Raw genomic sequence first — 24,815 nt, 5'->3', positions numbered from 1 at the left:
GACAGGGTCACGGTCTCGGGGAAGGGCCCTGAGGGGGCGTCCGCCGGTGCGTCCGGCCAAGGCTCGGCTCCGGACACGGAACGGTCTCCGGTTCCTTAAAAATCCCGTAAGCAGCCCGTTGAATGCTTGACGGTTGCCATTGGTCTAGTCCAGCTTGTGACCGAGGGCACACCGGCCGCCCCCACCGGCCGGGTCCCCTCCCTCCTGCACTGCTCTGCGGTCCTCTCCCTCCCCCCACGCGGGGCCGCCGCAACCCCCACTGCGGCGGTTCCTCCACCCCTTCGGAGCGCACCATGGCCCGTCCCACGCAGCAGCCGCCGTCCCACCGGCGCCGCACCCGTCGTGTCCCCGCCGCCCTCGCGGCCGGCACCACCGCCCTCGCCCTGGCCGGCACCGGCCTCGCCCTCTTCGCGGGCGGCGCCAGCGCCGCCGTCGGCAACCTGGTGACCAACGGCGGCTTCGAGTCCGGCCTCTCCGGCTGGGTCTGCACCGGCACCGCGAGCGCCGGCTCCCCGGCGCACTCCGGCACCGCCGCGCTGAGCGCGACGCCGAGCAGCTCCGACACCGCCCAGTGCACCCAGACCGTCTCGGTCCTGCCGAACTCCAGCTACACGCTGAGCGGCTGGGTCCACGGCCCGTACGTCTACCTCGGTGCCACCGGGACGGGCGGCACCGACCCGAGCTCCTGGTCCAGCCAGACCGCCTGGAACCAGCTCGGCTCCACCTTCACCACCGGCGCCAACACCACCAGCGTCACCCTCTACGTGCACGGCTGGTACGGCCAGAGCACCTACAACGCGGACGACATCACCCTGACCGGCCCGGGCGGCACCCCCTCCTCGCCCTCGCCGTCCTCCTCTCCCTCGTCTTCCCCGTCCTCCTCTCCCTCCCCGTCGCCGTCGAGCTCCCCCAGCAGCTCGCCGTCCTCCTCCCCCTCTTCCTCCCCCTCCTCCTCGCCGTCGAGCTCCCCCACCAGCTCGCCGACCACGCCGCCCCCGAACACCGGCCTGCCCAAGCACGCGCTGACCGGCTACTGGCAGAACTTCGACAACGGCGCGACGATCCAGCGACTCAAGGACGTCCAGAGCGCGTACGACATCATCGCGGTCTCCTTCGCCGACGCCGACGCCAGCAACCCGGGCGGCATCACCTTCACGCTGGACCCGAAGCTCGCCTCCGAGCTGGGCGGTTACACCGCGGCCGACTTCAAGGCCGACATCGCGGCCAAGCACGCGGCGGGCAAGAAGGTCGTGCTCTCGGTCGGCGGGCAGAACGGCGCGATCAGCGTCGGCAACGCCACCGCCGCCGCGAACTTCGCCAACTCCGCCTACTCGCTGATCCAGCAGTACGGTTTCGACGGCGTCGACATCGACCTGGAGAACGGCGTCGACCCGACCTACATGGCGCAGTCGCTGCACACCCTGGCGGGCAAGGTGGGCTCCGGCTTCGTCCTGACCATGGCTCCCGAGACCATCGGGATGTACAACACCTCCGGTGCGTACTTCCAGCTGGCGCTCAACACCAAGGACATCCTGACCGTCGTCAACACCCAGTTCTACAACTCGGGTTCGATGAACGGCTGCGACGGCAACGTCTACTCCCAGGGCACCGTCGACTTCATCACCAGCCAGGTCTGCACCCACATCCAGGGGGGCCTGCGCCCCGACCAGGTCGGCATCGGCGTCCCCGCCTCGGCCAAGGGCGCGGGCAGCGGCTACGTCTCCTCGACCGTGGTGAACAACGCCCTCGACTGCCTGGCCACCGGCACCCACTGCGGCACCTTCGTCCCGCCGGCCAAGTGGCCCACCATCCGCGGCGCGATGACCTGGTCCACCAACTGGGACGCGGCCAACGCCAACGACTTCTCCACCAACGTCGGCGCCCACGTCCACGCGATGCCGTAACGGCAGCCGCTCAGCAGAAGGGGGGTGCGGCCCGCGGGCCGCACCCCCCTTCTTCGCTCATCCGTCCAGGTGCACCGAGCTGAACCGGGACCGGCCCGCTCGGTACGCGGCTCCGAGGTGGTGCTGGAGCCGCAGATGGCGGAACTGGTAGACGGCGCCCGCGCGGCGCAGCACGCCCCGCCGGTAGGCGTCGTCCAGGAACTCGACGGTCCGCCAGGGCAGCCGCCGGGTCAGCGGGAGCCAGCACCGGGCCAGCACCACCCAGCGGCCCCAGGCGGTGAAGGCGAACGCGTAGGCGAGCGAGCCGCCGATCCCGCCGATGGAGCCGGTGATCAGTCCCTGATCCAGGGGCCAGGACAGCGGGCCGAGCAGTCCGGAGCCCAGCCAGACCACCAGCTTGCCACTCAGGGCGATCCCCAGGCTCGACGCCGGTGCCAGGACCAGGAACTGACGGATGACGGTGGCCCGGTTGACCGCCAGGAGGTCGGCCGGAGTGGCCGCCGAGGTGACGTCCAACGGCACCTCGAGCACGGAGGTGCACCCGAGACCCAACCCGGCGACAAGGCCGAACATCAGGCCGAAGAGCAGCATGTTGATCAGCGTGGCCCACAGCACCACCGGGTCGGTGAGGCTCACGAACCCGTACACGGCCTGCTCCACACTGAGCGTGCAGCTGACCCCGCAGCCCGCCAGGAACCCCACGGCCAGCCCCAGCACGAACCTGGACCGAAAGAGCCGGCCCCAGCTCCGATCCGCCCGCCGTAAGCTCCACCGCGTCCGGGCCGGCTCGAACTCCCCTGCGCCCCGGAGGAGCAGCACCGCGTGGACGGCCCCGAAGGCGAACCCCGCGACCGGTCCCACCAACAGGCAGTCCAGCAGGGCCTGCAGCGGGTCACGGGAGAGGACCACCAGCATGACCAGGACCTCCGCGACGCAGACGGAGACGACCGTGACCAGGAAGGTGGCCAGGACCCTGGCCCAGGCCCCGGCCGAGTCGCCCAGCTGCCACCAGGCGAGGTCCTGCCGCTCCCGGTCCAGCCGCGCCAGGTGGTGCGCGAGGTGGCCGAGCCAATGCCGGGCCCGGTCCGCGTCCCACTCCCGCCGCCGCCCGGTCACGCGGTCCGGCACGCCGGACCGGTAGACGGTCGGCACGAAGCCGGCCAGCAGGTGCTCCTCGACGGCGTGCGCGTCCGGGAAGCGCACGGCGTCCAGCAGCTCACCGGGATCGCTCCCCGGCTCCTCGCTGTACATCGTCCGGGCCAGGCCGACGAAGAGCGGGGTGCGCAGCGCGGTGGCCAGCCCCTGGCTCCCGGCCGCCCGGCCGGTGTGCAGTTCGGCCAGCACCCCGTCCCAGACCGGCGGGCGGTGGGCCGGCCGGACGGTGCGGGGCAGGTAGCCGTCCAGGTCCGTGAGGGTCAGGTCGGCGAGTTCGATGCCCGCCGCCCAGACCAGCGGAGCGCGAGCCGCCTCGACGGCCTCCGCGTACTCGGACCGACGGCTGGTCAGTACCATCGGCATCCGGCTGAGGTTGAGCACCCGCAGGGCCTCCGGCCGCAGCCCCTCGGCGAGTTCGTCGAAACCGTCCAGCACCGGCAGCACCAGCTCGGCGCCGATCAGCTCGGCCGCGAGGGTCCGTCCGCTCGGCAGCCGGCGGGCCAGGTCGGGGTGGTCGCGGAGCAGCCGGTCGGTCAGCCAGTCCGGCAGGCCGACGGCCGACGGGTCCCAGGAGCCGAGGCTGAACACCACCGGCACCCGTTCGAGCGGCTGCTCGGCCGCCAGCAGGTCCAGCACGAAGCGGATCGCCAGGATCGACTTGCCCGAGCCGCCCCGCCCGAGCACCACCAGCCGCCCCGACTCGACCCGCCGGTAGACCGCCGCGACGCTGTGCAGATCACCGTCCAGGTCAAGCTCCGGAGCCGCGCCCACCCCGGGGGCCAGCTGGCGGACGTTCTCCGGACGGTCCGTCAACTCGGCGGCGGCCGGGGACCACCGCACCGGCAGCGCGTAGGGATCGTGCACCCGCCGCTGCCCCTCCTCCTGCCGCAGCCGACGCAGCACCTCCGCCGCGAGCTCCTCGGCGGCCTCGGCGAGCACGGTGCGCTCCCACCCCCTGGGGCGGCGGGCGGCCCGGGAGTCGGCCTCCTCCGGCAGCGTCGGAGCCGGTTCGGGTACGACGGCCGGGCCACCGCTCAGCGTCTCCGCGAGGCGGCGGCGCTCCTCCGGCCCGGCGCCCAGCGCGTCGGCGAGCAGGTTCACGGTGCTCAGTCGTGGATCCGCACCCCGGTCGTTCTCCAGTCTGCGGATCGTCCGTTCACTCAGACCGGACCGCTCCGCCAGCTGATCCTGGGTCATCCCGGACCTGGTGCGCAGATCGCGCAGCAGTGCCCCCAGCCCCTCCGCCACGGCTCCCCCTCCCCGGAGATACGGGTCGTGAGCCTACTGAAGCCGACCGGTCAAATTCTGCCGGTCCGTTTCCTTCCGCCCTGACCTGCACCGACGTCAACGTCGAAGCCGACGGCCGCTCCCCGTGCGGCCGCCACCCGGGTGTGTCCGCAGCGGCGGACACCGGCGAAGAGGAGACCGATCCGGATGACGGAGACCAGGGGCGTGCTGCTGCCCGCGTACGTGGTGGCTGACGAATCCGCCTCGATGAGCCCGTACCAGCGGGAGCTGGACGAGGGCGTGACCTCGCTCTGCGAGGGCCTGCGGGCCGAGCCGATGCTGGCGGCCAAACTGCGGCTGGCCGTGCTCGGCTTCTCCGAGGACGTGCAGGTGCGGCTCGCCGTGGCCGACATGCGGACGGAGTACACCGTGCCGAGGCTGCAGATCCGCGGCGTGACCACGTACGGCTCGGTCTTCGACGACCTGTTGCACCGGCTTCCGGCCGACGTCCGCTGGCTGCGCAGCGAGGGCTACCGGGTGCACCGTCCGGTGGTCTTCTTCCTGAGTGACGGCCAGCCGACCGACGGCGACGCCTGGCGGGCCTCGCACGCCGTCCTGACCGACCGGCTCCGCACTCCGGCCGCCCCCAACATCGTCGCCTGCGGCATCGGCGACGCCCAGGCCCGGACCATGGTCGAGGTGGCCACCCGCGCCGAGTTCGCCTTCCTCGCCAACCCGAGCGCGGACCTGGGGCAGGCCATCTCGGAGTTCTTCCACGCGCTCACCGCGAGCCTGGTCGCCTCCAGCCGCGCGCTCGGTTCGGGCGACCCGACCCTGGTGGTGCACCGGCCGGAGCACTTCACCCTGGTGATCGACGAGTTGACGCTGTGACCGCCGTACCTCACCCGCCCTGGGCGCGGATCGCGGTGGGCACCCCGGAGCCGGCCTTCGAGTCACGGCCGCCCGGCCCGCACGCCTTCGAGCACCCGGACAGCAGCTGCGACGGCTGGTCCACCGACCGGTTCGCGCTGCGGCTCGCCTCCGTCCGCGGCTCCGCCCACCGCTACTACGGCCGCCCGCGCCAGGACGCGGCCCGGGCCGCCGCGCACCCGGCCACCGGCAGCCTCGTCTTCGCCGTCGCCGACGGCGTCTCCAGCGCCGCCGAGGCCGAGCACGGCGCCACCGAGGCCTGCCGCGCCGCCGTGGAACGGCTGCTCCACCTGCTCGACCTCGGGCCCGGACCGCTCGACCTCGCCTCCGTGGTCGGCCACGCTGCCGAGCGGCTGCGCGAACTGGCAGGCTGGCGCCTGCAGACCGCCGACCCCTCCCCCGCCGAGGTGGCCGGGCTGTACGCGACCACGCTGGTGGCCGGGGCCGTCCGCCCCGCCGGTCAGGAGACCCAGGTCGAGCTCTGCCGGGTCGGCGACTCGGGGGCCTGGCTGCTGGACCGTACGAGCGGCGGCTACCTGCCGCTGTTCGCCGCCAAGAACCCCCCGGAGGCCGTGGTGGTGAGCCAGGCGGTCTCCCCGCTGCCCCGGGTGCCGGACCGACTGGAGGAGCTCACAACCCGCCTGGCCGCGCCCGATCTGCTGCTGATCGGCACCGACGGCTTCGGCGATCCCCTCGGTGACGGGGACGGCCAGGTCGGGGTGCACTTCGCCCGCGCCCTGACCGCCCCGCCGCCGCCGCTCTGGTTCGGGCACCTGCTCGACTTCTCCCGGGAGACCTTCGACGACGACCGCACCCTGCTGGCGGTCTGGCCCGAGGCGGCGCCGCGATGAACCCTCTCCACCGCACCCCCGTGGACCGCGCCACGCTGGTCCTGGGCGAACTGCTCGGCCGCGGCGGCCAGGGCAGCGTGCACCAGGTGCGCAACAAGCGGATCAACCGGGATGCGCCGGACGGCGGCTGGGCGGTCGTCTACAAGGAGTACGACCCGCTCACCCTGCCGCAGGTCAACGGCGCCTCGCTCACCGCCGCCGTCGCCCTGCTCGACGGCCTCGGCGGTGCCAAGACCCGCTGGCTCTGCGAGAAGACCGCCTGGCCCACGGCCGTGGTGGAGCGCGAGCGGACAGCCTGCGGCTTCCTGATGCGGGCCGCACCGGACCGCTTCCGCTTCACCCTGCGCGCCCTGCCCGGCGCCCCGACCGGCCCGGAGCGCCTGGCCACGCTGGAGTACCTGCTCAACGAGGACGCCTACGTCCAGGGGATCGGACTGTCCGTCGACGACCGGCACAGGTTGCTGCTGCTCGCCGACCTCGCGCGCACCCTGGACCGACTGCACCGGCTGGGCGTGGCCGTGGGCGACGTATCACCGAGGAACCTGCTCTTCTCCCTCACCCCCGAGCCCGCCTGCTTCCTGATCGACTGCGACGGGGTGCGGCTGCGCGGCTCGACCGTCCTGCCCCAGGTCGAGACCCCGGACTGGCAGCTCCCCGCGGGCGAGGAACGGGCCACCCCGGCCGGCGACGCCTTCAAACTCGGCCTGCTGGCCGTCAGGCTCTTCGCCCGCCACCAGACCGACACCGACCCGGCCGCCCTGGCCCGGCTCAACCCCACGCTCGGCGAGCTGGCCCGGGCCTCGCTCCACCCCGATCCGTCCCGCCGTCCGGGTCCGGGGATCTGGACCAACCTGCTGGAGGCGGTGGCCGCCACGATGACGACCGAAGACCCGGCACCCACCGTCGCCGAGGTGACGGCCGATGCCTCGCCCCGCACCGTCGCCACCGGGGCCAGGCGGACCCCGGTGCCGGCCCCGCCCCCGGTCCTGTCCCCGGTCCTGTCCCCGGTCCTGTCCTCGACCAGCGGACCCACCCCACCGAAGCCGCCGCGCAAGGCCGGCGCTGCGGTACTGGCCGGGGTCGCCGTTGTGGTGGCGCTCGTCCTCGTCCTCCTGTCCGTCCACGACCAGGGCACCGCCCACCCCGTCGCCCCGTCCCCGAGCCCCTCCGTCCAGGTGCCCGACCCACCGCTGTACAGCCCCTCCGCGTACACCACCCCGGCCTACAGCGCCCCGCCGCCCCCACCCTCGCCGTCCCCGCCGCCCAACCTGATCCGCGACGCCTCGGTCGGCGACTGCTTCACCGACTCCGGCACCGACGGACACCCCGTGCTCGCCGTCGCCGCCTGCGGCCCGGGATCGTTCAAGGTGCAGCGGATCAACTCGGGCACCACGGACCTGAGCAGCTGTGCCAACGCCGCGGACGAGGACGAGAGCGTCTCCTCACCAGCGGCCCGGCGCGTCCTGTGCCTGAGCTACCAGAGCCCCGGCGGCACCGCCTTCCACGCCCGGACGGGCGACTGCGTCTTCGGCCTCCAGGACACCGGCACCTGGGACAGGCAGGCGTGCCAGGACGGCAACTTCAAGGTGCTCACCGTCTTCCAGGGCAGCGAGAACTCCCGGTGCGAAAGCCTGCCCGGCTTCAACTACTGGCGCCCCCTCCCCGGGCCGTCCGGCGCGAGCAGCGACGTGGTCCTCTGCCTCAGCATGAACTACCCGGACGACGCCGCCCGCGCGGGCGTCAACACCTGTCTGTCGAAGACGGGTTCGACCTTCAAGGCCGCCCCCTGTGTCCGCCCCAACGTGGTGGTGAACGGCCGGACCAACGCGTACGACCCGGGCTTCTGCGGCCAGTACGGCTGGACGGCCTGGCAGCCGAAGTACTACCCGACCCTCGCCTACACCGTGTGCTGGCGCCGGCTCTGACCACTGGAAGGAGAGCAGCCGTGGCCTACCGCTACTGGTGCGGCGAGTGCGGGTTCAAGACCGCCTGGAGCACCGAGTCCCAGGGAGAACGGCAGCAGATCGAGCACTACCGCAAGCAGCACCCGGGCCTCGTGCCGGGCGGCCAGGTCGAGGTGAACCACCGCAGCCCGAGCGGTGCCCCCGGCTGCCTCCAGCTGCTGGGGCTGCTCGTCCTCCTGCTGGTGCTCGCCGCCGCCTGCCACCGCTGACCGCAGCCACGCCGAGGAGACCGTCCGTGACCGACCCGTCCATGCCACCCCTCCCGCTCTGGCGGCAGACCCCGCGAGCCGTGGCTCCACCGCTGGGCCGCCCCGCCCCACGGCCGCCCACCCGCCCGACCCGGGGCGCCACAGCCGCACCCGTCACCGCCGCTCCTGCCGACACCGCCGCCGCCCCTCCCGCCCGGACGCCCGCCCGGACACAGCCGCCTCGGCCCGCACCACCTGCCCCACCGCCCTGGAACCCGCCGCCCCGGCCACCTCGGCCGCTCCCGGTGGCCCTCGGGCTGGCCGGCCTCCTGCTCGTCTCCGTCACCTGGTACCTCTGGCCGGACCACTCCGCCCCGCCCACCGCCGCCTCGGCGACCCCGAGGACCACGGCGGCCGCACCACCGTCCCGGAGTCCGGCCGTATCCACCCTCCTCACCCAGGAGGAGCTGAGCGGCCTGCTCGACCGCCCGCTGACCCAGGCCTACGACGCAGTCGTCCCCGACGAGGCCACCGCGACCGCCCCTCCGTGCGAGCTCGTACGGAGGCCGGCCACCCAGGCACTCTTCGACCCCGTCTTCACGGCCTTCCGCGCCACCGGCTACCACGACTCCACCCTGCTGACGGTGGACCAGGCCGTGGCCTCCTACCCCACCGCGCCCGCCGCCGAGGCGGTGTACCGACGCCTCTCCGCAGCCGTCGACTCCTGCCCGGCCGAGCCGGCGCGCACCAACCGCTCGTACCGTGAGGCGGCCGCCTCCGACCGCCTCGTCTGGACCGCCCCCGGCCAGGACGGCCGCCCCTGCTACCACCAGGCCGAACGCGCCGGCGCCACCCTGCTGCTGGTGAGCCTCTGCGGGCCGGACGCCGGGCCGGAGTCCACCGCCCGGGTCCTCCTCCGCCTGGCGGCGAGACTCGGTGGACCCGGCGGGTGAGCCGACGCAGCCCCCGAGCAGGGGCGCGAGGTCACCGACTTCGCGCCCCTGCCGTCGTCCTGCGCCGGGCCACCGCGCGGATCCAGAGCACCACCACCGCCACGGCCCCGGCCAGTCCGGCGTAGATCAGCGGGTTGACCCAGACCGGCACGAGCTCGGTGCCGTGGCCGTCCTGGGTCATGCACTGCACGCTCACCGGCAGCGCCTCGTGCGAGACCACGCGGTCGCCCGGGACGCCGCGGACGAGGCCGCAGTACTCGTCGGGCTCCTGCCAGAGCGGCCCCGAGAACAGGCCAAGCCCGTACGCCGTGTACGCCACCGAGGCGGCCATCACCGCGAACGGGCCGTGGCCCCACCGCCTGCCGCGCACCCGGCGGACCGCCAGGACAACGGCCGCCGTGAAGAACAGCAGCGGGCCGAGCAGCGGCGCAAGCATCGGAGCGAGGAGGGCGGTGGTACTCATACCGATCCGGACGGGCCGCCCCGGCCTGCCGGTTCCCGCGGCTCAGGCCGCCAGCAGGGCCAGCCAGGCGCCGGCGATCATGAACGGGCCGAAGGCGAGGGTGCGGCCCCGGCGCAGGAGCAGCAGCGGGAGGCCGTAGAGCGCGCCGAGCAGGAAGCCGAGGAAGCCGCCCTGGAAGAGCACCGGCCAGCCGTACCAGCCGAGCACCGTGCCGAGCGGGAGCGCGAGCTTGAGATCGCCGGGGCCCATCCCCTCGGGGCTGATCAGCACGAGCAGGAGGTAGCAGCCCGCCAGCGCCAGGCCGCCGAGCAGGGCCCGCACCCAACTCCCCCACCCCGTACCGGCGATGGCGAGCAGCCCGAGGGTGAGGGCGTACGCGGGCAGGGTGAGCGGGTCCGGCAGCCGGTGCACCCGCAGGTCGACCAGGGCCAGCGGCACCAGGAGCGTGAACAGCGCGGCGGCCGTGGCGAGTTCCCAGCCCGACCGCTCGGCGGCCAGCCCGCCGAGGGCGAGGGCCAGCGTGCCTTCGAGCACCAGCGGCACCGGCCCGAGCCGGGCCCGGCAGTGCGGGCACCGGTACGGCAGCGGCACCGGCCGGACCGGCCCCCCGCAGCTCGGGCACCCCCGCTGCCACGCCTCCCCCTCGGGCACGGCCAGCCGGAGGACCACTCCCCGCAGCAGCACCCCGAGCACGGCCCCGGCCACCGCCAGTACGACCACGACCACGTCGTCTCCCCCTCCGGTCAGCGCCGACCACCCCGGCCGGTCCGGCTGGTCCCACCCGGTCCGGTGCGGCGAAGCCTAGGCCAACCACCGGGCCGGCGGCGCCGAGTCCCTCACCCCGCGCTCGCCCCGGGCCGCCGACCCCCTAGCCTGGCCGGATGTCGGATTCGAACCTCCTTGCCAGCACGGCCGGTTACGGCGAGGCCGCCGCCGAGCTCGTCGCCCAGTACGAGAGCGTCACCTTCGCCGAGGTGCACCGGGACGTGCTCGGGCTGCTGCCCGGGCCGCCCGCCGCCGTGCTCGACATCGGGGCGGGCAGCGGACGGGACGCCGCCGAGCTGGCCCGCCGCGGGCACCCCGTGGTCGCGGCCGAGCCGGTGGCCGAACTCCGCGCGCTGGGACGGGAGATCCACGCCGACCAACCGATCGAGTGGGTGGCCGACGCGCTGCCGGAGCTGCCGCTGCTGCGGGCGGCCGGGCGGCGGTTCGAGCTGGTGCTGCTGACTGCCGTCTGGATGCACCTGGACGCCGCCGAACGCACCACCGCGATGGCCGCCCTCACCGAGCTCCTCGCCCCCGGCGGCCTGGCGGCCGTCAAGCTGCGGCACGGCCCGGTCCCGCCCGGCCGCCGGATGTACGACGTCTCGGCGGCCGAGACCACCGCGCTGGCCGCCCGGCACGGCCTCGCCGCCGTGCACCTCAGCGAGCGCCCCGACCCGCACCACCGCCCCGGCGTCAGCTGGAGCGACCTGGTCCTGCGCCGCCCCACCGCCGGCTGACCCACGGCTCGAACTGGTGGATCGAGTCCTCGCACACCCGGACGGAGGATTTCCGAATGTGTGCAAAGGCACGGAGCCGCCGGGGGCGGCTGCGCCGTATCGTTTGCTGGCATGCAGGTGATTCAGTCCAGCAAGCTCGCCAATGTCTGCTACGACATCCGCGGCCCGGTGCTCGACGAGGCGATGCGTCTGGAGGACCAGGGGCATCGCATCCTCAAGCTGAACACCGGCAACCCGGCCGTCTTCGGCTTCGAGGCGCCGCCGGAGATCCTCCAGGACATCCTGAAGAACCTCTCCACGGCGCACGGCTACGGGGATTCCAAGGGCCTGCTCTCGGCCCGGCGGGCCATCGTCATGCACTACGAGGACCGGGGGCTGCACGGCCTCACCGTCGAGGACGTCTTCCTCGGCAACGGCGTCTCGGAGCTCATCCAGCTGGCCATGACGGCGCTGCTGGACGACGGTGACGAGGTACTGGTGCCCGCCCCGGACTACCCGCTCTGGACGGCCTCGGTCAGCCTCTCCGGCGGCACCGCCGTGCACTACCGCTGCGACGAGCAGTCCGAGTGGTACCCGGACCTGGCCGACATCGAGGCCAAGGTCACCGACCGCACCCGGGCCATCGTGGTGATCAACCCGAACAACCCGACCGGGGCGGTCTACCCGCGCGAGGTGCTGGAGGGGATCGTCGAGATCGCCCGCCGGCACGACCTGGTGCTCTACGCGGACGAGATCTACGACAAGATCCTCTACGACGACGCCGAGCACGTCCCGCTGGCCACCCTGGCCCCGGACCTGTTCTGCGTGACCTTCAACGGGATGTCCAAGTCGTACCGGGTGGCGGGCTTCCGCTCCGGCTGGATGGTGCTCTCCGGCGACCGGCACCGGGCCCGCAGCTACATCGAGGGCCTGACCGTGCTGGCCAGCATGCGGCTCTGCGCCAACATGCCCGCCCAGCACGCGGTGGCGGCGGCGCTCGGCGGCCGGCAGTCGATCAAGGAGCTGCTGCTGCCCGGCGGCCGGCTGCTCGAATCCCGCGACACCGCCTACAAGCTGCTGAACGAGATCCCCGGCGTCAGCTGCGTGAAGCCCAAGGGCGCGCTCTACGCCTTCCCGAAGCTCGACCCGCAGGTGTACAAGATCAAGGACGACCAGCAGATGGTGCTCGACCTGCTGCGCGCCCAGCGGATCCTGATCGTCCAGGGCACCGGCTTCAACTGGCCCGAGCCCGACCACTTCCGGCTGGTCACCCTGCCGCGCCCGGAGGAGATCGCCGACGCGGTCACCCGGATCGGCGACTTCCTCAGCGGCTACGTCCAGCCGTAGGCCGTCCGTACGTGGATGGGGCCCCAACGGCTGCTGCCGTTGGGGCCCCGACGTTTCCGCCAGTCGACTAGCCCAGGCGCTTGACCAGCGCGCGGTACTCGTCCCACAGCTCGGTGGGGGTGTGCTCGCCGAACAGCTCCAGGTGGGCCGGGACGAGCGCGGCCTCCTGGCGCCAGATGTCGGCGTCCACGGTGAGCAGCAGGTCGAGGTCCTCCTGCGTGAGGTCGAGGCCGTCCAGGTCGAGCTCGGCCTGCTGCGGCAGGATGCCGATCGGCGACTCGACGCCCTCGGCGGTGCCCTCCAGGCGGTCGACGATCCACTTGAGCACGCGGCTGTTCTCGCCGTAGCCCGGCCAGACGAACTTGCCACCGGCGTTCTTGCGGAACCAGTTGACGTAGTAGATCTTCGGCAGCTTCTCGGCGTCGGCCTGGGCGCCGAGCTTCAGCCAGTGGCCGAAGTAGTCACCCATGTTGTAGCCGCAGAAGGGCAGCATCGCGAACGGGTCGCGGCGCAGCTCGCCGACGGTGCCCTCGGCGGCGGCGGTCTTCTCCGAGGCGATGTTGGAGCCGAGGAAGACGCCGTGCTGCCAGTCGAAGGACTCGGTGACCAGCGGGACGGCGGTGGCGCGGCGGCCGCCGAAGAGGATGGCCGAGATCGGCACGCCCGCCGGGTCCTCCCACTCCGGGGCGATGGTCGGGCACTGCGAGGCCGGGACGGCGAAGCGGGCGTTCGGGTGGGCGGCCGGGGTGTCGGACTCCGGCGTCCAGTCGTTGCCGCGCCAGTCGGTGAGGTGGGCCGGCGGGTTCTCGGTGAGGCCCTCCCACCAGACGTCGCCGTCGTCGGTCAGCGCGACGTTGGTGAAGACGGTGTTGCTGTGCAGGGTGGCGATCGCGTTGGCGTTGGTGTCGGCGCCGGTGCCGGGGGCGACGCCGAAGAAGCCGGCCTCCGGGTTGATCGCGTAGAGGCGGCCGTCGGCGCCGAAGCGCATCCAGGCGATGTCGTCGCCGATCGTCTCGACCTTCCAGCCCGGGATGGTCGGCTGGAGCATGGCCAGGTTGGTCTTGCCGCAGGCGGACGGGAAGGCGGCGGTGACGTACTTGACCTCGCCGGACGGCGGGGTGAGCTTGAGGACGAGCATGTGCTCGGCCAGCCAGCCTTCGTCGCGGGCCATGGTGGAGGCGATGCGCAGCGCGTAGCACTTCTTGCCGAGCAGGGCGTTGCCGCCGTAGCCGGAGCCGAAGGACCAGATCTCGCGGGTCTCGGGGAAGTGCGAGATGTACTTGGTGGAGTTGCACGGCCAGGCGACGTCCGCCTCGCCCTCGGCCAGCGGGGCACCCACGGTGTGCACGGCCTTGACGAACTCGCCGTCCTCGCCGAGCTGGTCCAGCACGGCCTGGCCCATCCGGGTCATCACGCGCATCGAGACGGCGACGTAGGCGGAGTCGGTGATCTCGACGCCGTACGCGGCCAGCGGGGAGCCGACCGGGCCCATCGAGAACGGCACGACGTACATCGTGCGGCCCTTCATGGCGCCGCGGAAGAGACCGTTCTCGCCCTGGAAGACCTCCCGCATCTCGGCGGGGGCCTTCCAGTTGTTGGTCGGGCCGGCGTCCTTCTCCTGCTCGGAGCAGATGTAGGTGCGGTCCTCGACCCGGGCGACGTCGGTCGGGTCGGAAGCGGCGTAGTACGAGTTCGGGCGCTTCTGCTCGTCCAGCTTCTTGAAGGTGCCCTGGGCGACCAGCTGCTCCGCGAGGCGGTGGTACTCCGCCTCCGAGCCGTCGCACCACTCGACGCGGTCAGGCTGGGTCAGCTCCGCGATCTCGCGCACCCAGGCCAGCAGGGCCGGGTGCCGGGTGGGCGCGGACTCTGCAGAGATCTCGAACGACACGATCGCTCCGTTTCACGCCATCCCGGTAAAGAGGAGGCGTCGCGGGGGTTGAGGGTCTTTGCAGCGTAGCTCCGTGGACAACCCTCCAACACGGCACCTCGGCTGGTTTGGCCGAAGTTTTACGCCTCTATGTCTAGTTACTTACCGGTAATCGGGCTGGCGAGTCCGAGTCGGGACCCTCGAACCCAGGCATCGAACACTCCAGAACGTCTAAAAGTGATGAGCCCCACTTCCTACCTGGCGGTAACCTACGCTGCCGTAGGTAGCATGGGCCCATGACTGCGGACGACGTGAGCCTGGCTTCGGAAGTGACGGCGGCCCTCAAGCCGAAGTGGCGGGGATGGCTGCACGCCGGGATGTTCCCGGCCTCGGTGGCGGCGGGGATCGTGCTGATCTGCCTGGCCGATTCCACCCAGGCCCGGGTCGCCTGCACCATCTACTCGGTGAGCGCCTGGCTGCTCTTCGGCGTCAGCGCGGTCTACCACCGCTTCAACTGGGGCCCGCGCGGCGACGCGGTGCTGCGCCGGCTCGACCACGCGAACATCTTCCTGATCATCGCGGGGTCGTACACGCCGTTCACCATCCTGCTGCTGGAAGGCGGCAGCCGGGACGTGCTGCTCTGGCTGGTCTGGGGCGGAGCGCTGGCGGGGATCGCCTTCCGGGTCTTCTGGGTCGGCGCCCCGCGCTGGCTCTACACCCCGTGCTACCTCGCGCTCGGCTGGGCCGCCGTCTTCTTCCTGCCCGACTTCCTGCGGACCGGCGGCGCCGCCGTGCTCACCCTGATGATCGTGGGCGGCCTGCTCTACAGCGCCGGCGGCGTGGTCTACGGCCTCAAGCGGCCGAACCCCTCACCGCGCTGGTTCGGCTTCCACGAGGTGTTCCACGCCTTCACCCTCGGCGCGTTCATCTGCCAGTACGTGGGCGTCTCGCTGGTCGCCTACAGCGTCACCAACTGACGCCCCGCACCGGCAGTCGGTGGCCGCTCAGTGGCCGGGGACGCTGCGCAGCTGCTCCTTCGTCCGGCGGCAGCGTTCGCAGTGCGCCGCCTCCCGGTCGCGGCCGACCGTGCCGGGCCGGGCCCGGCCCTTGAACCGGTGGGCCACGTGCGCCATCACCAGCAGCACCTCGACCGCCGCCACGACCCAGACCATCCTCGGGCCACCGGCCAGGTACGCCGCCACCACGGCCAGCGCCGCCGTCAACCCCGCCACCGACGCCCAGAACTGCGCGTCGTGGACCGCCTTCCCCGCCATCACTACCCCCCTGTCGGCCGTACACCGAGTGGCTGCATCATCGCACCGAGCGTGACACGACGTGCCGCAGAGGTAAGCGAACGGCGGATCAACGCTCCGTCAATTCTGGGAAGCCGCTCGGTGTGCATACGGAGCGCCCTTGGCGGGAAAGGGATCCACGGCCCGACGCCGGTACGGCGAAGGCGCGGGGAGCCACCCGGTCCGTCCCGACTCTGTCAGGTGTGGGACCGCGTGCCTCCCCGCGCCACGGGGGTCGGCCGGGTTACCGGTTCGCCCGGGTTACCGGTTCGCCCGGCGGCGGGCCAGCAGGCCGGCGCCGGTGAGCGCGACCGCGCCCAGCGCCGCCGCCCCGGTCAGCAGCGGCAGCTGCTCGGAGCCGTGGCTCGGCGCCGCGTCCACCTGGAAGCCGCCGCCCTTGCCGGCCTTGTCGTAGGCCGAGCCGGGCAGCTTGTCCCCGTACCGCTGGTGCACCAGCTTCTGGTACGCGGCCAGGGTCACCCCGCCCGCGCCCACCGAGCGGCGCGCCTCGTCGTCCAGCGGCAGCACCCGGCCCCCGCGCAGCACGTACCAGGCGTTCACCTGCGGCTCGCGGAAGGCGGTGCCACCACCGCCGCTCGCCGCCTTGGCCGCGTACGCGGTCTCGTCCGCGCCGGATGCGATGTTCACCACCCGCCAGCCGGCGCCGTCCCGGACGGTCCAGACCGAGGCCGTCTGCCCGTCGGCCGCGACGGCCTCGGTGGCGGTGAAGTCGGCCTGGGCCACCGGCGCGCCGGAACGGCCCGCGACGAACTCGGCGGCCAGCGTGTAGACCGGCACCGTGGCGCCGGTCAGCCGGGGTGCGGCCTGGCCTGCGGCCGCCGCCTCCTGGGCCGGGGTGATCGCCAGCGGCTGGGTCGGCGGCACGCCCTTGCGGGCGAAGAAGTGCCCGAGCTGCCCGAGGGTGGCCGGGGCGCCGGCCGCCGCGTGCGCTGCGGCCAGATCGGCCCCGCTGGGGGCGAGCGGCTCGCTGCCGGCCGCCTGGGCCAGCGGGGCGGCGGCCAGCGCGAGGCCGGCCGCGAGCAGGGTGGTGGCGGCGGCGCGGCGGGTGAAGTTACGGAAGTCGGTCATGGTCGTCTCCTCACGCGCCGATCCGGTAGAGGGAGTGGGTCCAGGAGAACGAGTTGTTGCTGACGTAGTACCAGTAGTCGGCCCAGTTGTAGCGGTTGTCCGAGGGCCACGGGTCGCCCCAGTACACCCAGTTGTTGCTGACGTCGTAGCCGTAGATCACCTCCATGTGCCCGCCGCCGGAGCTCCACTGGATGCGCGTCTCGACCGGACGGCTGGCGTCGATCTCGGTCTGCACCGTGCTGTACCGCAGGTAGCCGTTGACGTAGCTGCCCGGGTTGATCCCGATCCAGCTGAGCGCGTTCTGCACGTCGTCCAGCGCCGCCTGGCTGTTCGGGCAGGTGGAGTTGATCGAGCGTCCGAAGGCGGCGTTGCAGAACTGGTTCTGGCTGTAGGTGTAGCCGTAGTAGGTGGCGATGGTGTTGCCGCTCGCCGCCCAGCACCAGTTGGAGTTGACCTGCTGCTGCATGGTGAGGTTGAGCGTGCGCCAGGTGTACGCGGCGGAGGCCGTGGCGGCGCGGGGCTGCTGCGCCGTGACCTGCTGCCGGACCGTCTCTGCCTGGGCGGGGGTGGTGGTCGCGACGGTGAGGACGGGGGCGAGGACACCGAGGGCGAGGGCGGCGACCGCTCTGCGCACGGGAGTCCGGTACTTGGACATGGGCTTCTCCTCCTTGCGAGACCGCAGGAGAGGGGATGTGGGGGTGGCGTCCGGGAGTTTCGCTACGACTCCGGGGGACGCGTTGCGACAGAGCATCGACCCGTGACCGCAGGCGGTCAACGGAGCTCGGAACGGCCCCCGCCGGGGTGTGAACGGGCCTGACGAGGTGTGAACAACCGGGCTGTCAACGGGCCGTCCGCAGGCCCTTTCGCCCGGTGGCCTGATGACAAGCCACCGTTCCTGTGTGAATATTCACGGTCAAACGCGTGGACCGGACCTGCTGGTGGACCAGGCCGCCGGCGGACCGGACCTGCCGGCGGCCTGGGCCGGCCGGCGGGCCAGGCTCGCCGGCCGGACGGACCCTCTGGCCGGACGGGCCCGCGCGTGAACCGGCCGGCTCCCGGGGAGGACGCACCGATGCCACAGACCGTCCAACCCGAGCTCGCCGCCGCGCTCCGCACCGGCCCGTTCCACCTCGCCCTGCGGGCCGCGATCGCCGCCCGCGGGCTGGCCCTGCACCGGGTTCGGCAGCACCTGGCCCAGCGCGGGGTGCAGGTCGGCCTGACCAGCCTCAGCTACTGGCAGCAGGGGCGCCGCCGCCCCGAGCGGCCCGAATCCCTGCGCGCGGTGCGGGCGTTGGAGGAGGTACTGGAACTCCCCGAGCACTCCCTCACCCGGCTGCTCGGCCCCCGCCAGGCCCCGGCCGCCGCCGACTCCCCCCCGGTCCGCCCCTACCGCGACCTGATCGCCCCCGCCACCGCCGTGGACGGCCTGCTCGCCGACCTGGCCGGCCCGCGCGACACAGGCCTGCACACCATCACCCACATCGAACGGATCCGGGTCGGCGCCGACCGCCAACTCCTCAGCCGCGACTCCCAACACGCCCTGCGCGCCCACCGCGACGGCATCGACCGCTACCACGCCATCTACCAGGGCGACCCCGGCTCCGACATCGCCCTGGCCCGCCTCCGCGCCGAGGAGAACTGCCGCCCCGGCCGGATCCGCCGCGACCCGGCCGCCTCCCTCCTGATCGCCGAACTCCTCCTCGACCGCCGCCTGCGCACCGGCGAGACCCACCTGCTCGGCTACGGCTTCGACGACCCCCCGTCCCCAGAGCCCAGCTGCGAGTACGTCCGCGGCTTCAACTCCGGCGCCGGCCAGTACGTCCTACAGGTGACCTTCCACCCGGAGGCCCTCCCGGTCCGCTGCCACCGCTTCACCGCCCGCGCCCCGGGCGCCGCCCCGCACGAGACCGAGGAACTCACCCTGGACGGCCACCACTGCGTCCACCTGGTCGCCAGCGCCCTCGGCCCCTGCCTGCTCGGCGTCCGCTGGGACTGGGAGTAACCCCTTCCGCTCCTTTGGTTCCTCTGGTTCCCCCGCCCCTTCCGCTCCTCTGCTTCCTCCGCCCCTTCCCGCCCGACACCCACCGGAACTCGGATCCGCCACGATGACCACCCTGTTCACCAGCCTGATCGCCGTGCTCGGCACGCTGCTCGGCTCCTCCGTGACCCACCTCTTCCAGCAGCGCGCCACCCGGCACACCGAGGCCCGCCAGGCCGTCGAACGGCTCCGCCAGGAGCGGCTCGACGCCTACGGCGGCTACGCCGGGCTGCTGGTCGAGTTCCGGCAGGCGATGCTGCACGCCTGGTTCAGCGAGCACGAGCAGCTCGACGAGGCCGACACCGTCCAGCTCCGCCGCCACTCCTTCGAACTGCGCACCAGCACCCACCAGGCCCTGCTCCGCCTCCAACTCCTGGTTGACGAACCCACACTGGTCGAGGCCGCCACCACCGCCTTCCGCTCGGTCGGCCGGATCGACCGGGCCGAGGGGCGCGAGGAACTGCTCCCCCGGCGGGACGAGTCGCAGCAGCTGATCGACGCCTTCCTCCGCGCCGCCCGCCGCCAACTCGCCGCCACCTGAGTGCGTTTGCCGCCCTGTGCTCAGCTGAAGTCGTACACCAGGCTGTCCTCCACCGGCCGGTAGCCGATCTTCTGGTAGATCGAGTTGCTGGTCGGGTTCGCCAAGTCCGTGTAGAGCACCACCTCTTCGGCGCCCTCCTGCTGCGCCGCCGCGCTCGCCGCCGCCGTGGCCGCACTCGCGTAACCACGGCCGCGCAGGTGCTTCGGGGTGTAGACCGGGCCGATCCGGGACATCCCGCCGAGTACCGGGCTGTGCACCGCGTACGAGACCGGCTCGCCGCCGTCCTCCCAGAGCGTCACGGAACCGTGCCCGAGCTGACTGTCCACCCGGGCGGCGTGATCGGCGGGGGCGGCCAACGCGATCTCCTCGTGGAACTCCTCCGACCAGGCCACCAACAGCTCCCGGTCCGCCACCGTGGCCGGCCGGGCCGCACCGGCGGGCACCGGCAGGGGCGGGGTCAACTCCGCCAGCCGGTAGAGCCGTTCCCGCACGCGCAGCGCGGGCTCCGCCTGCCACGCTTCGGCGAAGGCCCGCGTCGGTGCGGCTCCGCCGCCGACCCCACGGAGCTCCACCCCGTCCGCCCGCAGCCGCCGCGCCAGCGCCACGGCGGCCTCCGACGGCATGACCCCGAGCCGCACGGGGTACGGCGGCGTCTGCACGAACGCCCCACCCACCGGTGCCCCGGGCTCCGACCGCCACCACCCGAACCGGGGCTGCGCCGCACCGTACGCGTGCGGCCCGTCCTGGCGGAGCGTGTGCAGCAGGGTCAACAGGACGGTGTTGGCGGCGGCGTGCGCCCGCAGGAATGCACCGGCCTCGGCTTCGAAATCCGCCACGGAGGCGGAGAGGGTCCAGGTCATGCCCTATTGTGCTCGGGGCTGCGCCGCCGCGTCCCGCGAACTACAGCGACCGTCGCCCCGCCACCTCTTCTTCTTACTCCCCGCCCCTTCTTGCCCTCCGCCTACCTTTGCCACCCGCCTCTTCTTGCCCTCCGCCTACCCTTGCCACCCGCCTACATTTGCCTCCCGCCTACTCTTGCCCTCCGCCTACCTGTGCCGCCCGCCTACCCTTGCCCCCACCTATCGTTGCCCCCCACCTATCGTTGCCCTCCGCCTACTCTTGCCCCCAGTGCAACGAGCCCAGGCGGCGGGCCAGCACCGAGGCGTCGGTGGTAGGGGCGTCACAGGTGAAATGGCGACAGACGTACGCCGTCGCCCGGCCGTCCTGGAGCGGGCGGTCCGCCAGCAGTGGGACCTCCTCCTCCCCCGGGGTGCCGACGGCCACCACGGCGCCGGGCGCGGTACCGAGCAGCGCGATGCGGTGCAGCTCGGCGGTGGCCGGGTCACCAGCCGGGCCGACCACGGCCACCTCGCGCGGGCCGTCCAGCAGCGCCTCGGCCGCGGCCAGCCCCCAGCCGACGAACCGCGGCGCCTGCGCCGCCAGCGCACCGACGATGCCGAGCGCCCGCTCCGCCGCAGTGCGGTGCAGCTCGGAGCCGGTGTACGCGGCGTACGAGAGCAGGGCGTTCGCGGCGGCCGTCCAACCCGACGGGGTGGCGTTGTCGGTCGGGTCCTGCGGTCGGCGGATCAGCTCCTCCGCGTCGTCGGCGGTGTCGAAGAGCGCACCCGTCTCGGCGTCGGTGAACCGCAGCAGCACGGTGTCGAGCAGCCCGCCCGCCAGCCCCAGCCACTCGGCGTCGCCGGTCACCGCGTACAGCGCCAGGAACCCCTCGGCGGTGTCCGCGTAGTCCTCCAGGACACCCGCGTTGGCGCCGGCGCGGCCGTCCCGTGAGGTGCGCAGCAGCCGGCCGTCGGCGGTGAGGTGCACCGAGAGCAGCAGGTCAGCGGCGGCCACGGCGGCTGCCACCAGGTCCGGCCGGTCCAGCAGCGCACCGGTCTCGGCGAGCGCGGCGATGGCCAGCCCGTTCCAGGCCGCCACCACCTTGTCGTCCCGGGCCGGGGCCGGCCGGCTCGCCCGGGCGGCGAGCAGCGCGGCCCGGATCCGCCGGCACGCCTCCTCGTCCTCGGGGTCGGTGAGCAGCTGGAGCACCGAACTCCCGTGCTCGAACGTGCCGGTGACCTCGAACAGCCCGATCGCCAGCTCGGCGTCCGCCTCCCCCAGCACCTCCCTCAGCTGCTCGGGCGTCCAGACGTAGTACGCGCCCTCGACGCTCTTCCCGGTCGCGGGGTCAAGGCTGTCGGCGTCCAGCGCCGAGGCGAAACCACCCTCGGCGGTGCGGAGTTCGCGCAGCAGGAAGTCGGCGGTGTCGAGCGCGGTGCGGCGGGCCCGCTCGTTGCCGGTGGCCCGCCACAGGTGCAGGTAGCAGCGCAGCAGCAGGGCGTTGTCGTAGAGCATCTTCTCGAAGTGCGGCACCACCCACCCGGCGTCGACCGAGTACCGCGCGAACCCGCCGCCCAACTGGTCGTGCAGCCCGCCCCGGGACATCGCCTCACAGGTCCGCTCGGCCATGTCCAGCGCGGTGGCGTCCCCGGTCCGAGCGTGGTGCCGGAGCAGGAACTCGACCACCATCCCCGGCGGGAACTTCGGCGCCCCGCCGAACCCCCCGGCCACCCGGTCGAAGCTCTTCGCCAGCCCCACCACGGCCTGCCGCAGGTCCTCCTCCCCGGGCGGGGCCACTCCGGCCCCCTTCCCGTACACCGAGGCCCGCTCCGCCAGCTCCACCCTCAACCGCCCGGCCACCTCGGCCACTTCCTCCCGCCGCTCCCGCCAGGCCTTGTCCACCCCCACCAGCACCTGCCGGAAGCTCGGCATCCCGTGCCGCGGCTCCGGCGGAAAGTACGTCCCGAAGTAGAACGGATCCTTCCCTGGCGTCAGGAACACCGTCATCGGCCACCCACCCTGCCCGGTCGCCGCCTGCACCGCCTCCATGTAGACGGCATCCACATCCGGCCGCTCCTCCCGGTCCACCTTGACGGCGACGAACCGCTCGTTCAGGTACCCGGCCAGCTCGGCGTCCTCGAAGCTCTCGTGCGCCATCACATGACACCAGTGACAAGCGGCATAACCGACCGACAGCAGCACCGGCACCCCACGCCGCTCGGCCTCCGCGAACGCCTCCGGCCCCCACTCCCACCAGTCCACGGGGTTGTCGGCATGCTGTTGCAGGTACGGGGAGGTCGCGTCCGCGAGACGATTCGGCATGCTGGCAGTATTCCAACCCTTCCCCCCTCGGCGGTACCGGTCTCACCGAACACGCCGAGCCAACCAACGCTGGCCAACCCGGCGCCCACTGCCGGTCCCCAGGATCTCGGCCACGGCTACGACCCTCCAGGCAAACCACCGCTATCTCGGGCAGCAACTACTTGGATATTTCCCCTGCGATACGACAGGTCTAGCTTATAGACTCCACCAAACCCGGGCTCATCGGGACACCAGTGGCAGAAGTACGGGAGCAACCGCCTTGTCGATCCCCTTGTCAGACCTGTCCGTTCGCAGCGAGAGCATCCAGAAGCTCTACACTGACTATCTCGCCGACCGGTTCTCCGTGAATCGACGCTACCAGCGAAAGCTCGTCTGGACCGTCGAGGAGAAGTGCGATCTCGTAGATTCGATATTGAGCGACCTGCCCATTCCACTCATCCTGGTCGCAGAGATCGCGGGAGAAAGCGGCACGAGCTACGAGCTGATCGACGGCATGCAGCGCCTCAATGCAATTTTCTCATTCATCGAGAACGAATTCGACATAGACGGCCAGTATTTCGACCTGCAAGCGCTTGCCGACACAACAGTCCCGCAAGATTGCCAACTACCTCCTGCCGATGTCCGTCTTTAAGGCATCGAATCCAGAGCAGGTCGACAAGGCGTTTCGCCGCATCAATTCAGGCGGTCGTCGACTCTCCGGCCAAGAGCTTCGCCAGGTAGGATCCACGGCCAAGATAGCGCAGCTGGTGCGCATTATCGTGAGCGAGATCCGGGGGGATTCCAGCAGTAGCGACATCGTTCCCCTGCGCGCAATGCCGAACCTCAGTATCAATAATCGTCACCTTGAATATGGCGTCGACGTCGACAATATCTTCTGGGTGCAGCAGGCAATCCTGCGCCGCATCGATGTCCGTGGCTCAATCGACGAGCAGCTTATCCTTGACATTCTGGTGGATTGCCTCATCGATCCACTTGTCTCATCTGGCACGTCCACTCGGGACGCCGTGTACGGCTCGGTGGATTCCGATGACAGCGTACCGCACATACTGGACAGGCGACTGTCCGAACGCATCGACATATACGGAGAGTCCAACGTTCGGGATGACTTCTCACTCGTCTACGAGGAGCTGCGAGCTGCCTTGGATGCCGCCGGCGAGAAGTTTGTGAAGCACGTCGTCGGCAGAAGCTCCGGAGGCCGCTATCCGCGCTACTTCCATGCAGTCTTCCTGGCTTTTTGGGAGCTGATCATCAGAGAAGGAATGCGCGTTTCCGGGCGCACGGAGGCCGCACTCAAGCTCCGTGACATCGGAACTTCTCGCGGACCACTGAACATCCCCGGAGGTGGCGGCGACTGGACCGCAGAGAACAAGCGCACGAACATCGACGTGGTGAAGGGAGCTATCCGGGACGCCTTCGAGTCCGACCCGGGTTCCCGCCGCGATGCCGCCCGGTTTGGCCTCGCATCACATCTGGAGAGGATCCTCCAGAACTCGGTCACCGAGCAGTCTCTCTTCGAACTGAAGCAAGGATTGCCAGTCCTGGGCGGAAAGCGGGAATTCGACGAGGGGTCTTGGGAAAAAATCCTCCGCAGCATCACGGCGATTGCCAACGTTGGCCCCGATAGCACCGGCTACCTCGTTATCGGCGTGGCGGACAGCGAGAAGGATGTGCAGCGTATTCAGGAGATGGACGGCGTCAAGTCGGTCAAGTCGCGCAGCAGTCGCTTCGACGTCGTCGGCATAGAACGAGAGGCTGCCGTGCGAGGCGAGAGCCTCAAGAGCTATTTCGACTGGGTTTCCGACAAGCTGGCAGGATCCGACCTGACGCTTGGCCTGCAGAAGCGAGTCGCCGCTGGGATCAGTCTCGTCGATTATCACGGGCGCTCTGTCATCCTCGTCGAGATCACGCCATCAACCGAGCCCAGCTTCTACAAGGACGTCATGTACGAGCGAAGTGGACCAGGAGTCAAGATAGTGGAACAGGCCGACTACATGCGACTCTTCCAGCGGTTCGCCAGGCCTCGCGCATAAGTGCTGAAATAGCCCCGGATTGAATCACATTCACTCCGGGGCTTACGACTGTAACGAGTACCCATGGCAGTATCGCCAGAGGTATGCTCCCCGCCCTCTCCCCGGCGATCCCGCAGTGGCAGAGGGAATTAGCAGCTCGAACCAACTCGGCATACCGCCAATCCTGCACACGAAGTCAGGAAAACCTGTCCGCGGCCCAACCGGACCGCCCGTCTCAAGTTGCAGAGAGGCCACCCCAGGGCGGGCATGAGACGGGACCCCCAGGCCCAGGCGGTGATTTCGCTGCGGTTGCGGGCTCCAAGGTTGTGCGGGATCGCGGGCAGGTGGCCCTTG

22 protein-coding genes are annotated in these 24,815 nt (G+C 71.8%); 13 read left to right on the top strand and 9 right to left on the bottom strand.

The genetic code is table 11. From position 1 onward, the window contains the following. The first annotated feature begins 293 nt into the window (after positions 1-293). Positions 294-1,904, top strand: a complete 1,611-nt coding sequence (locus tag CFP65_RS23815; protein ID WP_104818107.1) for a chitinase — start codon at positions 294-296, stop codon at positions 1,902-1,904. A gap of 57 nt (positions 1,905-1,961) precedes the next feature. Here the strand turns inward: CFP65_RS23815 and CFP65_RS23810 are convergent, their stop codons facing one another. Next, on the bottom strand, positions 1,962-4,307 hold the full coding sequence (locus tag CFP65_RS23810) for a helix-turn-helix domain-containing protein (RefSeq protein ID WP_104818106.1): 2,346 nt from the start codon (positions 4,305-4,307) through the stop codon (positions 1,962-1,964). 186 nt (positions 4,308-4,493) lie between these two features. On the opposite strand from CFP65_RS23810, the gene CFP65_RS23805 reads away from it, so the two are divergent. The 5 genes from CFP65_RS23805 (at position 4,494) to CFP65_RS23785 (ending at position 9,172) form a co-directional block, all read left to right on the top strand. Continuing rightward, complete coding sequence (locus tag CFP65_RS23805) at positions 4,494-5,177, top strand: hypothetical protein (RefSeq protein WP_104818105.1); 684 nt, start codon at positions 4,494-4,496, stop codon at positions 5,175-5,177. Next, positions 5,174-6,067, top strand: a complete 894-nt coding sequence (locus tag CFP65_RS23800; protein ID WP_104818104.1) for a protein phosphatase 2C domain-containing protein — start codon at positions 5,174-5,176, stop codon at positions 6,065-6,067. The genes CFP65_RS23805 and CFP65_RS23800 overlap by 4 nt, the downstream gene beginning before the upstream one ends. Next, positions 6,064-7,992 carry a hypothetical protein gene (locus CFP65_RS23795; protein ID WP_104818103.1) on the top strand — a complete coding sequence of 643 codons (1,929 nt, stop codon included), beginning with the start codon at positions 6,064-6,066 and terminating at the stop codon, positions 7,990-7,992. Before CFP65_RS23800 ends, CFP65_RS23795 begins: the two co-directional genes overlap by 4 nt. A gap of 20 nt (positions 7,993-8,012) precedes the next feature. Then, positions 8,013-8,240, top strand: coding sequence for a hypothetical protein (locus CFP65_RS23790; RefSeq protein ID WP_104818102.1), 228 nt, complete (start codon positions 8,013-8,015; stop codon positions 8,238-8,240). A 284-nt stretch (positions 8,241-8,524) separates the two neighbouring features. Beyond that, positions 8,525-9,172 carry a sensor domain-containing protein gene (locus tag CFP65_RS23785; RefSeq protein ID WP_104818101.1) on the top strand — a complete coding sequence of 216 codons (648 nt, stop codon included), beginning with the start codon at positions 8,525-8,527 and terminating at the stop codon, positions 9,170-9,172. A gap of 31 nt (positions 9,173-9,203) precedes the next feature. Here CFP65_RS23785 and CFP65_RS23780 read toward each other — a convergent pair whose 3' ends face one another. Together CFP65_RS23780 and CFP65_RS23775 are read right to left on the bottom strand one after the other, a co-directional pair. Then, positions 9,204-9,635 carry a hypothetical protein gene (locus tag CFP65_RS23780; RefSeq protein WP_104818100.1) on the bottom strand — a complete coding sequence of 144 codons (432 nt, stop codon included), beginning with the start codon at positions 9,633-9,635 and terminating at the stop codon, positions 9,204-9,206. Positions 9,636-9,677: 42 nt separating this feature from the next. Continuing rightward, positions 9,678-10,361, bottom strand: a complete 684-nt coding sequence (locus tag CFP65_RS23775; RefSeq protein WP_104818099.1) for a prepilin peptidase — start codon at positions 10,359-10,361, stop codon at positions 9,678-9,680. Positions 10,362-10,516: 155 nt separating this feature from the next. On the opposite strand from CFP65_RS23775, the gene CFP65_RS23770 reads away from it, so the two are divergent. Then, the gene (locus CFP65_RS23770; protein WP_104818098.1) at positions 10,517-11,137 is read left to right on the top strand and encodes a bifunctional 2-polyprenyl-6-hydroxyphenol methylase/3-demethylubiquinol 3-O-methyltransferase UbiG; all 621 of its coding nucleotides are present in this window, start codon (positions 10,517-10,519) and stop codon (positions 11,135-11,137) included. 111 nt (positions 11,138-11,248) lie between these two features. Then, positions 11,249-12,463 carry a pyridoxal phosphate-dependent aminotransferase gene (locus CFP65_RS23765; protein ID WP_104818097.1) on the top strand — a complete coding sequence of 405 codons (1,215 nt, stop codon included), beginning with the start codon at positions 11,249-11,251 and terminating at the stop codon, positions 12,461-12,463. Between the two features lie 67 nt (positions 12,464-12,530). Here the strand turns inward: CFP65_RS23765 and CFP65_RS23760 are convergent, their stop codons facing one another. After that, on the bottom strand, positions 12,531-14,351 hold the full coding sequence (locus CFP65_RS23760; RefSeq protein ID WP_104818096.1) for a phosphoenolpyruvate carboxykinase (GTP): 1,821 nt from the start codon (positions 14,349-14,351) through the stop codon (positions 12,531-12,533). 275 nt (positions 14,352-14,626) lie between these two features. On the opposite strand from CFP65_RS23760, the gene CFP65_RS23755 reads away from it, so the two are divergent. After that, positions 14,627-15,307, top strand: coding sequence for a hemolysin III family protein (locus CFP65_RS23755; RefSeq protein WP_104818095.1), 681 nt, complete (start codon positions 14,627-14,629; stop codon positions 15,305-15,307). 27 nt (positions 15,308-15,334) lie between these two features. Here CFP65_RS23755 and CFP65_RS23750 read toward each other — a convergent pair whose 3' ends face one another. From CFP65_RS23750 to CFP65_RS23740, 3 genes are all read right to left on the bottom strand, one after another. Continuing rightward, positions 15,335-15,604, bottom strand: a complete 270-nt coding sequence (locus CFP65_RS23750) for a hypothetical protein (protein WP_158702333.1) — start codon at positions 15,602-15,604, stop codon at positions 15,335-15,337. A gap of 279 nt (positions 15,605-15,883) precedes the next feature. Then, on the bottom strand, positions 15,884-16,711 hold the full coding sequence (locus CFP65_RS23745; protein ID WP_104818093.1) for a hypothetical protein: 828 nt from the start codon (positions 16,709-16,711) through the stop codon (positions 15,884-15,886). 10 nt (positions 16,712-16,721) lie between these two features. Beyond that, on the bottom strand, positions 16,722-17,366 hold the full coding sequence (locus tag CFP65_RS23740; RefSeq protein ID WP_104818092.1) for a papain-like cysteine protease family protein: 645 nt from the start codon (positions 17,364-17,366) through the stop codon (positions 16,722-16,724). 417 nt (positions 17,367-17,783) lie between these two features. Here CFP65_RS23740 and CFP65_RS23735 point away from each other — a divergent pair, with 417 nt between their 5' ends. Together CFP65_RS23735 and CFP65_RS23730 are read left to right on the top strand one after the other, a co-directional pair. Further along, a complete protein-coding gene (locus CFP65_RS23735) occupies positions 17,784-18,713 on the top strand; it encodes a hypothetical protein (protein ID WP_104818091.1) in 930 nt (309 codons plus the stop codon). 103 nt (positions 18,714-18,816) lie between these two features. After that, the gene (locus tag CFP65_RS23730) at positions 18,817-19,290 is read left to right on the top strand and encodes a hypothetical protein (RefSeq protein ID WP_104818090.1); all 474 of its coding nucleotides are present in this window, start codon (positions 18,817-18,819) and stop codon (positions 19,288-19,290) included. A gap of 20 nt (positions 19,291-19,310) precedes the next feature. On the opposite strand, the gene CFP65_RS23725 is transcribed toward CFP65_RS23730, so the two are convergent. Both CFP65_RS23725 and CFP65_RS23720 read right to left on the bottom strand, forming a co-directional pair. Further along, on the bottom strand, positions 19,311-20,150 hold the full coding sequence (locus CFP65_RS23725; RefSeq protein ID WP_104818089.1) for a GNAT family N-acetyltransferase: 840 nt from the start codon (positions 20,148-20,150) through the stop codon (positions 19,311-19,313). A gap of 253 nt (positions 20,151-20,403) precedes the next feature. After that, positions 20,404-22,452 carry a thioredoxin domain-containing protein gene (locus tag CFP65_RS23720; protein WP_104818088.1) on the bottom strand — a complete coding sequence of 683 codons (2,049 nt, stop codon included), beginning with the start codon at positions 22,450-22,452 and terminating at the stop codon, positions 20,404-20,406. A gap of 259 nt (positions 22,453-22,711) precedes the next feature. On the opposite strand from CFP65_RS23720, the gene CFP65_RS39170 reads away from it, so the two are divergent. Both CFP65_RS39170 and CFP65_RS23710 read left to right on the top strand, forming a co-directional pair. After that, the gene (locus CFP65_RS39170; protein ID WP_158702332.1) at positions 22,712-23,083 is read left to right on the top strand and encodes a DUF262 domain-containing protein; all 372 of its coding nucleotides are present in this window, start codon (positions 22,712-22,714) and stop codon (positions 23,081-23,083) included. Next, complete coding sequence (locus CFP65_RS23710) at positions 23,070-24,482, top strand: RNA-binding domain-containing protein (protein WP_158702331.1); 1,413 nt, start codon at positions 23,070-23,072, stop codon at positions 24,480-24,482. Before CFP65_RS39170 ends, CFP65_RS23710 begins: the two co-directional genes overlap by 14 nt. The last annotated feature ends 333 nt before the right edge of the window (positions 24,483-24,815 follow it).

Origin of the sequence: Kitasatospora sp. MMS16-BH015, assembly GCF_002943525.1 — a bacterium.
Taxonomy (GTDB): Bacteria; Actinomycetota; Actinomycetes; order Streptomycetales; family Streptomycetaceae; genus Kitasatospora.
The sequence above is the reverse complement of the archived record's forward strand: the minus strand, read 5'-3'. Positions and strand labels throughout refer to the sequence as shown.

Coding starts and splice junctions, on each gene's coding strand:
- CFP65_RS23815 (WP_104818107.1), top strand. CDS start 294: ATGGCCCGTCCCACGCAGCAGCCGCCGTCCCACCGGCGCCGCACCCGT.
- CFP65_RS23805 (WP_104818105.1), top strand. CDS start 4,494: ATGACGGAGACCAGGGGCGTGCTGCTGCCCGCGTACGTGGTGGCTGAC.
- CFP65_RS23795 (WP_104818103.1), top strand. CDS start 6,064: ATGAACCCTCTCCACCGCACCCCCGTGGACCGCGCCACGCTGGTCCTG.
- CFP65_RS23780 (WP_104818100.1), bottom strand. CDS start 9,635: ATGAGTACCACCGCCCTCCTCGCTCCGATGCTTGCGCCGCTGCTCGGC.
- CFP65_RS23770 (WP_104818098.1), top strand. CDS start 10,517: ATGTCGGATTCGAACCTCCTTGCCAGCACGGCCGGTTACGGCGAGGCC.
- CFP65_RS23765 (WP_104818097.1), top strand. CDS start 11,249: ATGCAGGTGATTCAGTCCAGCAAGCTCGCCAATGTCTGCTACGACATC.
- CFP65_RS23755 (WP_104818095.1), top strand. CDS start 14,627: ATGACTGCGGACGACGTGAGCCTGGCTTCGGAAGTGACGGCGGCCCTC.
- CFP65_RS23750 (WP_158702333.1), bottom strand. CDS start 15,604: ATGGCGGGGAAGGCGGTCCACGACGCGCAGTTCTGGGCGTCGGTGGCG.
- CFP65_RS23745 (WP_104818093.1), bottom strand. CDS start 16,711: ATGACCGACTTCCGTAACTTCACCCGCCGCGCCGCCGCCACCACCCTG.
- CFP65_RS23740 (WP_104818092.1), bottom strand. CDS start 17,366: ATGTCCAAGTACCGGACTCCCGTGCGCAGAGCGGTCGCCGCCCTCGCC.
- CFP65_RS23735 (WP_104818091.1), top strand. CDS start 17,784: ATGCCACAGACCGTCCAACCCGAGCTCGCCGCCGCGCTCCGCACCGGC.
- CFP65_RS23730 (WP_104818090.1), top strand. CDS start 18,817: ATGACCACCCTGTTCACCAGCCTGATCGCCGTGCTCGGCACGCTGCTC.
- CFP65_RS23725 (WP_104818089.1), bottom strand. CDS start 20,150: ATGACCTGGACCCTCTCCGCCTCCGTGGCGGATTTCGAAGCCGAGGCC.
- CFP65_RS23720 (WP_104818088.1), bottom strand. CDS start 22,452: ATGCCGAATCGTCTCGCGGACGCGACCTCCCCGTACCTGCAACAGCAT.
- CFP65_RS23710 (WP_158702331.1), top strand. CDS start 23,070: ATGTCCGTCTTTAAGGCATCGAATCCAGAGCAGGTCGACAAGGCGTTT.